Annotated in this window: 9 protein-coding genes; 1 reads left to right on the forward strand and 8 read right to left on the reverse strand. The window is 74.3% G+C overall.

Annotation, left to right across the window (positions count from 1 at the left end; translation table 11 throughout):
- The 4 genes from ACWDSL_RS50235 to ACWDSL_RS50250 all read right to left on the reverse strand — a co-directional run.
- The coding region (locus ACWDSL_RS50235; RefSeq protein WP_450496077.1) for a 2-oxoglutarate dehydrogenase E1 subunit family protein at nt 1–315 on the reverse strand (315 nt) is incomplete at its 3' end.
- A gap of 293 nt (nt 316–608) precedes the next feature.
- Nucleotides 609–1,874, reverse strand: a complete 1,266-nt coding sequence (locus ACWDSL_RS50240; protein ID WP_450496079.1) for a sensor histidine kinase — start codon at nt 1,872–1,874, stop codon at nt 609–611.
- 35 nt (nt 1,875–1,909) lie between these two features.
- On the reverse strand, nt 1,910–2,650 hold the full coding sequence (locus ACWDSL_RS50245) for a response regulator transcription factor (RefSeq protein ID WP_450496081.1): 741 nt from the start codon (nt 2,648–2,650) through the stop codon (nt 1,910–1,912).
- A gap of 102 nt (nt 2,651–2,752) precedes the next feature.
- Complete coding sequence (locus ACWDSL_RS50250; RefSeq protein ID WP_450496088.1) at nt 2,753–3,499, reverse strand: spermidine synthase; 747 nt, start codon at nt 3,497–3,499, stop codon at nt 2,753–2,755.
- A gap of 185 nt (nt 3,500–3,684) precedes the next feature.
- Here ACWDSL_RS50250 and ACWDSL_RS50255 point away from each other — a divergent pair, with 185 nt between their 5' ends.
- Nucleotides 3,685–4,536, forward strand: coding sequence for a rhomboid-like protein (locus tag ACWDSL_RS50255; RefSeq protein WP_450496083.1), 852 nt, complete (start codon nt 3,685–3,687; stop codon nt 4,534–4,536).
- Here ACWDSL_RS50255 and ACWDSL_RS50260 read toward each other — a convergent pair.
- From ACWDSL_RS50260 to ACWDSL_RS50275, 4 genes are all read right to left on the reverse strand, one after another.
- A complete protein-coding gene (locus ACWDSL_RS50260) occupies nt 4,488–5,099 on the reverse strand; it encodes a hypothetical protein (protein WP_450496084.1) in 612 nt (203 codons plus the stop codon). The genes ACWDSL_RS50255 and ACWDSL_RS50260 overlap by 49 nt on opposite strands.
- Nucleotides 5,096–6,382, reverse strand: a complete 1,287-nt coding sequence (locus ACWDSL_RS50265; protein WP_450496086.1) for a hypothetical protein — start codon at nt 6,380–6,382, stop codon at nt 5,096–5,098. Before ACWDSL_RS50265 ends, ACWDSL_RS50260 begins: the two co-directional genes overlap by 4 nt.
- Complete coding sequence (locus ACWDSL_RS50270) at nt 6,379–7,158, reverse strand: ABC transporter ATP-binding protein (protein WP_450496090.1); 780 nt, start codon at nt 7,156–7,158, stop codon at nt 6,379–6,381. The genes ACWDSL_RS50265 and ACWDSL_RS50270 overlap by 4 nt, the downstream gene beginning before the upstream one ends.
- A 14-nt stretch (nt 7,159–7,172) precedes the next feature.
- Nucleotides 7,173–8,219: hypothetical protein (locus tag ACWDSL_RS50275; protein WP_450496092.1), on the reverse strand; the 1,047-nt coding region annotated here is incomplete at its 5' end.

Raw genomic sequence — 8,219 nt, forward strand, 5'->3', positions numbered from 1 at the left:
TCCCGGGGCCTGGGGGGTTCGCGCATACACTCCCCCCCCCCCCTCCCCACCCGCCTGTCTGGCGGCCCCCCCCCCGGCCGGGGCCGGCGGGGCCGTCGCGGACTCGGCCACCGCGGAGCTGGTGTCCTGGCCCGGCTTGTAGTCGGCAAAGAAGTCCCACCAGGCTCGGTCGACCGAGTTCGGGTCCTGGAGGTACTGCTGGTAGATCTCGTCGACGAGCCACTCGTTGGGGCCGAACGCGGCGGCAGGGTTACTCCCCTGACCGTCGTGCTGGTCGGTCGAGACGCTCGAACTGTTGGGGGACTGTGGCGACACGGCGGCAACCGCCCTCTTCCGCTTCCTAAAGGTGGTGGACAGCGGGAATAAAGGCTACGCCCCTCAGCCCCTTACGTGCAGGCCGCACTGGTCATCGTCGCGCAAGTCACATTGATCGGCTGGTTTCGGGGCCTGAGGTGGCGGGAATCACCGCTGGTTCTGGTGCGCGATGGGAACGCGAAAATGCGCCCACACCCGCTCGGATGTGCGCGACCGTCGACGCATGTGCGCCTTCGTTGACGACTTTACGTCAATTTTGATCTCTGTGGGGCTCGGGTTCGTCCAGAAGATCTTTAGGGCTCTTTGGAGTGGGTCCCCGGCAGGCTGACCTTGATCCGGCAGCCCCGGGGCGACTCGGCCACGCCTATCCGCCCCCCGTGCAGATCCACCGCCCACCGCGCGATGGCCAGACCGAGACCCGTACCGCCGTCGCTGCCCTGCCCCGGCCCGCGCGGCGCGCCCGGCTTTCCGCCCTGCGCGGACGGGCCGCCCCGGTTGAAGCGCTCGAAGACCCGGTGGCGCTCGGCCTCCGGGATCCCCGGGCCCTCGTCCAGGACCTCCAGCTCCAGGCTCTCCGGCCCCTCCCCGCGCCGCGCCCGTACGGTGACGCGGCCGTGCGCCGGGGAGTGCTTCACGGCGTTGTCGATGAGATTCGCCACGACCTGGTGCAGCCGCTCCACATCGGCGTGCCCGGCGAGATCGGACGGGAAGACGTCCAGGTTGAGGTGCACGTCCTTACGGGCGTGCGCGCCCGAGCTGCCGGCCGCGTACGCGCTCTTGGCCATGCTGGCCTCCTTGAGGATCCCGGCCAGATACGGCCAGACCTCGAAGCGCCGCGTATACAGCGGCACCACACCCTTGTCCAGCCGGGACAGGTCGAGCAGCTGCTCGACCAGCCGGCCCAGCCGCTCGGTCTGGCGCAGCGCGACGCGCATCGTCTCCGGGTCGGCCTCCGAGACCCCGTCCACGACGTTCTCCAGGACCGCGCGCAGCGCCGCGATCGGGGTGCGCAGCTCATGGGAGACGTTCGCGACCATCTCCTTGCGCTGGGTGTCCACCGCCTCCAGGTCGGCGGCCATCCGGTTGAACGAGGTCGCCAGGGCACCGAACTCGTCCCCCCGCTGGGCCGCGCTCACCCGGCGGGTGTAGTCGCCGTGCGCCATCGCCCGGGTGACCTCGGTCATCTCGTCCAGCGGGGCCGTCAGGCCGTGCGCCACGAACTGGGTGATCAGCAGCGAGGCGATGATCGAGAAGATGGTGATGATGCGCAGCTCGGTGTCCGAGTGCATGGCGGCGAACACCAGCAGGGTGGTGATGATCACCGAGCCGATGACCAGCGCGCCCAGCGCGGCCTTCACCGACCGGTACGGGTCGAAAGGCTTCAGGGCCTCCCACAGGCGGTCCCACAGCCGGTCCCACTTGCGGCCCCAGGTCTCACGCCAGGTCTCACGCCAAGTCTCACGCCAGGTGTGGCGCCAGGTTTCGCGGCTCCGGGTCCTACGGCTCCAGGTCTCGCGGCGCCAGGCCTCACGGCGCCAGGTCTCGCGGCGCCAGCTCATGCGGCTCCAGACGGCCGTCCGGCGGCCCGAAGGCCTCATGCCGCCGGGGTCTCCAGGGCGTATCCCACGCCGTGCACCGTACGGATCCGCTCCGCGCCGATCTTCCGGCGCAGCGCCTTGATATGGCTGTCCACGGTCCGGGTGCCCGAGGCGTCCGCCCAGTCCCAGACCTCCGCGAGCAGCTGCTCCCGGGAGAGCACCGCGCGCGGCGTGTTGGCCAGACAGACCAGCAGATCGAACTCGGTCGGGGTGAGATGCACATCCACGTTGCGCACCCGCACCCGGCGCTGCGCGTGGTCGATCTCCAGCTCGCCCAGGCGCAGAATGCCGCTGCGCGGGGTGTGCGCGGCAAGCGCCGCCCGCTCGACGCGTCTGAGCAGCACATGCACCCGCGCGGCCAGTTCGCGCATGGAGAACGGCTTGGTCATGTAGTCGTCGGCGCCGACGCCCAGACCCACCAGCATGTCGGTCTCGTCGTCGCGCGCGGTCAGCATCAGCACCGGCACGGGGCGCCTGGCCTGCACCCGGCGGCAGACCTCAAGACCGTCGAACCCGGGCAGCATCACATCGAGCACCAGCAGATCCGGCTGCCACGCCTCGGCCGTATCGACGGCCGCCGGGCCGTCCGCGGCCGTCTGCACCTGGAACCCTTCGGCGCGCAGCCGGGCCGCGATGGCGTCCACTATGGTCGGATCGTCCTCGACGACCAGGACCCGGCGCTGTGCTCCCGGCGTGGTCGTGGCGGCTCCGTTGTGGCTGCTGTGAGTCTGCTCCATGCGCCCGCCCCTGCTTTGTTCCGTGAAACCGCGGCTCCTGGCTGGTCAATTGCCCCGCCGCGCGCGCTGGCAAGCAGCGTAAAGGCAGCCTACGCGGCTCGGCTACGCGCCTCGAATCGCGAGGTGAACCACGTCTGGGACACCTCGGGCAACACTGATCTCTTCGGTCCGCACCCCCGTGAAACCGGCATTCCGGAGAGCCTCCTCGAAGGCGGACGAGGGCTGGGCGGACCATACCGCGAGCACGCCGCCCGGGGCGAGGCGGGTACGGCAGGCGGCGAGACCGGCGGGGGAGTAGAGGCCGTCGTTGTCCTCGGTGACCGTCCAGTCGGGGCCGTTGTCGATGTCCAGGCACAGCGCGTCGTAGCGCTCGGCTGTCGTGCCCGAGTGCAGGTGGGCGACCAGATCGGCCCGGATGACCTCGGTACGGGGATCGGCGAGCGCGGCGGCGGAGATCCGGCCCAGCGGGCCGGTGCGGTGCCAGTCGATGACCGCCTCCTCGCGCTCCACCACCGCGATCCGGCCCCACCGCGGCTCGGCCGCCGCCTCGGCCAGCGAGAACCCGACGCCCAGGCCGCCGATCAGCAGCGCGGGCGCCCGGCGGCCGGCGGGCAGGGCGTTCAGCGCGGCGCGGATCAGAAGGCGTTCGGAGCGGCCGTCGGAGGTGTCCATCAGAAAGCACCCGTTGGCGATGATCTCGAAGACGGGCGGTGCGGTGTCGGGGCCAGGGCCGGTGCCGGGGTGCTCCTCGCCGCGCCGCCGCAGGGCCACCTCGCCGTACGGGCCCTCGCGACGGTCGAGGGTCACGGGGCGGTCGGGGGCGGCGGCGGTGTCGTACGGCGGGTGCACGGTGGGCAAGGTCCTTCCGGGGGCTGCGGGGCCTTCGGGGCTGCTGAGGCGAATCTACCTATCGGGGCCGAGCCCGGCGCAGGACGGCTGTGGCGGCGTTCACAACTGCGGGGCTGGTGACATGACATGCGGCCCGGCCGTTGTTGAGGGGAGATAGAAGTGAAGCGGGAGGAAGGAGCCCCGGCGTGACGGAGACGCAAGCGGCCGGTACGGCGGCCGGTGAACAACACCGGGCTCTGCGCCCGCCGAAGCGTTGCCGCGCCACCGCCGCCCGCCGCGCGGCCACGGCCTCCCTCTCCGGCCCAGCGGCCCCCGACGCCGCCACACCCCAGCTCTCCCCGGCCCTGGCCCCGACCCCGCGCACCGTACGTACGTGGACGTGGGCGCGGATCGTGCCCAGTCCGGCGCGGACGCCGTTCACGCTCGGTTATGCCGTGGTCCTGGTCGTCACCGGGCTGTTCGCCCGGCTCGCGGACCCGGACCTCGTCCACGACGTACTGACCCACTCCAGCACCGACGTCGTGAACCTCGCCGACCGCCCGGTGCTGGTGCTCGCCGCCAGCGCGGTGTGGGTCGCGGGCGGGGTGCTGATGCCGTACATCCTGGCCTTCCTCCTCGTGGTCGGGGCGCTGGAGCGGCGGCTGGGCGGCCGGCGGACCGCCGGGGTGTTTCTGGCCGGGCATGTGCTGGCGACGCTGCTGACCGAGCTGCCCGTGGCCGCCTCGGTCGCCGCCGGGCACCTGCCCGACAGCTCGCTGCGCCGGCTCGACTACGGCATCAGCTACGGGCTGCTCGCCTGCACCGGCGCGCTCGCCGGGCTGCTGTGGCCCCGGCTGCGCTGGACGCTGCTCGGCGGGATCACGCTGGTGCTCGTCCTGGACCTGCTGGAGTTCGCCGATCCGCTCACCGACTGGGGCCATCTGCTCGCCCTGACGACCGGCGTGCTGTGCTGGCCGTACGTACGGCGGGCCGTTCGGCGGCGTGAGGTTCAGCGGCGTGAGCCGGGGCCCTCCGGGCGGGCGCCGCGCAGCGCGTAGAGGCAGCTGCCCGCGGCGAACAGCGCGGCCGCCGTCCACCACGCCGCCCGCTGCGGCCCCGGCTGGACCGACCAGGCCCAGACCGCGCCGGAGCCGCCCGGTTCGGCCCGCGCGGTGAAGTAGACCGCGCCGGTGTGCACGAGCATCGGCAGCCAGCTCAGCCGGGCGCCGATGAGCGCGGCGGCCAGGGCGGTGACCCCCACGGAGCCCAGGACGTTACGGGCCATGGCGTACGCCCCGTACACCTGCGACTCGCCCGGGACGGCCATCGCCAGCAGCCCCGCCGCCACCGCCGTGAGCAGCAGCAGCTGGCAGGCGCGCCGCGGCCACCAGGGTCGTACGGCGGTCCGGTCCAGCTCCTCGCTGTGGGTGTACAGGCTCGCCCCGATCGCGGCCGAGACCAGCAGCGGTGCGAGGACGACCACCGGCTGGCGGGCCCGCGGCCCGAGGCCGGACCCCGAGACGAGCCAGTCCGCGAACCAGGCGGTGGCGGGCGCGGCGGCGATCAGCACGGCGATCGTCACGGGCAGGGCGCGCGAGCGCGCGTACAGCAGCAGGCTCATGGCGCCGTCACCTGCTCCAGCCGGCAGGAGCGCACGGCGGCGAAGTAGCTGCCGAGCCAGCGGGTGCGCTCGTCGTCGGGCATCGCTTTCAGCCTCTCCAGATCGCGGGTGAAGCCCGGTGCGTCCTGGCCGATGGGCGGCTCGGGCCGGGGCATCGGCGCCAGCCATTCGGCCACGGCCTCGCTGAGGTCGTTGTAGCGCTCCGCGTCCGGGACGCCCGGGCAGGACGGCGCGGTCGCGCCGAAGGCGGCGTTGGCCGCGAACATCTCCGGCTCGACGATCCGGTTGCGCCGGAAGTAGTAGTCCCAGCCGAACAGCGTCGCGTCGGTGCGGCGCGCCCGGTGGCCGTCGCCCCGGCTCTCGACGATGCGGGTGGGGGCGTTCGGGATGGCGCGCAGCTTCGCGCTCAGCCCGGCCAGTGCCGCGGACGCGTCCGGCAGCATCCGGCCGTGCGTCCGCGACGCGCAGACGCGCGGCGCGCCGTCGTCGCAGACCAGCGCCGCGCTCGCCGGGTCAGGGCGCCATACGCCGTCGCCCGTCTGCACGATCAGCACGGCCGCGGTGGCCGCGGCGGCGAGCGGCGCGAGCGCCAGCGCGCGGGCGCGGCGGCGGGTGGCGTAGACCAGCAGCGCCGCCGCGGCCGGCCCGGCCATCCACACCATCGAGACGGGGCCGAACCACCACACCGGCCGGTCCCAGGCGTACACATGCTCCTTGCCGGGGCTCAGCCAGGCGATGGGGGAGTCCTGATTGGCGACGAAGGGGTCGACAGCGAAGACGACGAAGGCCACCACGGGAGGGGCCAGCCGCCACGGCACGAGCCGGCCGACGACAAACCCGAGCGCGGCGAGCGAACCGATCGCCGTCGCGTCCGCCGCGAGCATCGACGCGTACGGGCCGCCGACATCGCTCGCGTACCGCCAGGTCGCGGCCAGGCACACGGCGGCCGTGAGCAGATACCCGACCACCGGCCACAGGACGGTGGGCGCCGCAGCCAGCAGGGTCCGCCGCAGGCGGCTCCGCGACACCGTGGCCAGCAGCTCCTCGGTCCCGCGCCGTCGCTCCCGCCCGCCCTGCCAGCACGCGGCCGCGGCCGCCAGCGGGGCGCCGACGATCACCCCGGCGCTGCGCAGCATGTCGGTCGTGTCGGTCCAGCCGGTCAGCCAGCCGTCGGCCCGGTCGTACATGGCGAACAGCAGGGCTGCCAGCGTGGCGGCCCCGACGGGCAGGCCGACGCCGCGGCGGAGTTCCGCGCGCAGGGGGTGGGTGGTGGTCCGGCTCATCGGGTCACCGACCATCCGGAAGCCGTAGCGGCGGCGCCGGACCGGTGGCGGCGCAGGGCCACGGCGTAGCCGCGCTCGATCGGGTTGTCGCCGAAGTCCTCCGCCCCTGCCTCCTCGCCGAGCCCGGCCAGGGCGTACGGCGTGCCGCGGTAGGCCACCCGGCCCGCGCCGATGAGCGTGACCTCCGTACAGGCCGCGGCGACGTCCTCGACCAGATGGGTCGAGACGATCACCGTCGCGTCGCGGCCCAGCTCCCGCAGCAGCGCCCGGAAGTCCACCCGCTGCTCCGGGTCGAGCCCGGCCGTCGGCTCGTCGAGGAGCAGCAGCTCCGGGTCGTTGACGATCGCCTGGGCGATGCCGACGCGGCGCACCATGCCGCCCGACAGGGTGCGGATCTTCGCGTCGATACGGTCGGTCAGCCCGACCCGCGCGACCGCGCGCTCCACGGCGGCGGGCGCGGCGGCGCGCTCCATCTCCTTCAGCCACGCCACGTACGCGACGAATTCGCGCACCGTGAAGCCCGGGTAGTAGCCGAACTCCTGCGGCAGATAGCCCAGCCTGCGGCGTACGGCGGTGCGGTGCGCGGGCGCCGAGACATCGCCGCCGAGCAGTTCCACCCGCCCGGAGGTGGGCGGGGCGACAGTCGCGAGGACGCGGATCAGGGAGGTCTTGCCCGCGCCGTTGGGGCCGAGCAGGCCGTGTACGCCGGTGCCGAAGGCGAGGTCGACGGCGTCGAGGGCGGTGGTCCTGCGGTGCCGGACCGTGAGCCCGTGCACGGAGACGGCGCTGTTCACATGCGCTCCTGGTGGTCGAAGGAAGTGCGGCGCAGGGCCAGCAGCCCCGCGCATACGGCCGCTGCCGCTGCCCAGCAGCTCTGGGCGGCGGGGCCGGAGAGAACGGCGGCGAGGGAGTCGGACATGGCGTCCGCGAGGGTGACGCGTTCGCCGTCGGCCGGGCCCGCGAGGAGCGCCGGGGCGCCGACGGCCAGCAGCCAGCCCGCGGTGACCGCGCAGGTGGCGATCCGGCAGCCGACGTACGAGGCGAGGGCGAGCGCGGCGAGCGTCAGCGCGAGCCCCGGCAGCAGCCAGGCCGAGGCGGCGGGCGCCCCGGCGGCCGCGGGCAGCAACTGCCCGACGAGGGTCAGCAGCGGCACGGACACCGCGAGCACGGCCGCCGTACGGGTCAGCAGCAGCCGCAGCCCGCCGGACGGCGTGGACGCGGCGAGCTCATGCATCGGATCGGCGTGCCGCCCGTACGAGACGGCCACCCCGGCGGACGGCAGTACGGGCGCGAGCGCCAGCAACAGCGGCCGCACCCCGGAGACCCCGGCGGCCCGCGCGGCCCCGGCCGCGACGACCCCTGTCACCAGCAGCGCAACCAGCCAAGGCCCCCGCACCGCGGGCCCAGCGGCCCACGCCACCCACCCCCGGGACCCTCGGACCGCCCCGAGCCCGAGGCGGAGCCGGAGCCGGAAGCGCCGCGGTCCGCGGTCGCGGCTGTCGGCGGCGGCGGTCGCGGCTGCGTCCTGGCCGCGCCGGACGAGGGCGAGGCCGGAGGCCGCCGGGTCCGGCGTCTCCGCCCCGATGGCGGGCCGCGTGGCGATGCCGGCTGGGACGGCGGCTGCCGTCCCGCTCAGGGACGCGGCCTCCTGAGGGCCGTCGGCCGCCGCCCTCCCCTGCGGGGTGGGCCCGAGGGCGCCCCCGGAAGCGTGCCGTGCGACGGCCGGCGCCGCGCCGACGATGTCGGCCGGCCCCTGCGGGCCGTCCGGCACCTCGCAGGACGTGGAGGACACGATGGCGTTCAGCGCCCTGCACGACATCCGCCCGATGACCGAGCC

It is taken from the genome of Streptomyces sp. NPDC000941, from assembly GCF_053599555.1.

Bases quoted from the DNA above. Each gene is read 5' to 3' on its own strand.
- ACWDSL_RS50240 (WP_450496079.1), bottom strand. From the start codon at position 1,874: ATGAGCTGGCGCCGCGAGACCTGGCGCCGTGAGGCCTGGCGCCGCGAG.
- ACWDSL_RS50245 (WP_450496081.1), bottom strand. From the start codon at position 2,650: ATGGAGCAGACTCACAGCAGCCACAACGGAGCCGCCACGACCACGCCG.
- ACWDSL_RS50260 (WP_450496084.1), bottom strand. From the start codon at position 5,099: ATGAGCCTGCTGCTGTACGCGCGCTCGCGCGCCCTGCCCGTGACGATC.
- ACWDSL_RS50265 (WP_450496086.1), bottom strand. From the start codon at position 6,382: ATGAGCCGGACCACCACCCACCCCCTGCGCGCGGAACTCCGCCGCGGC.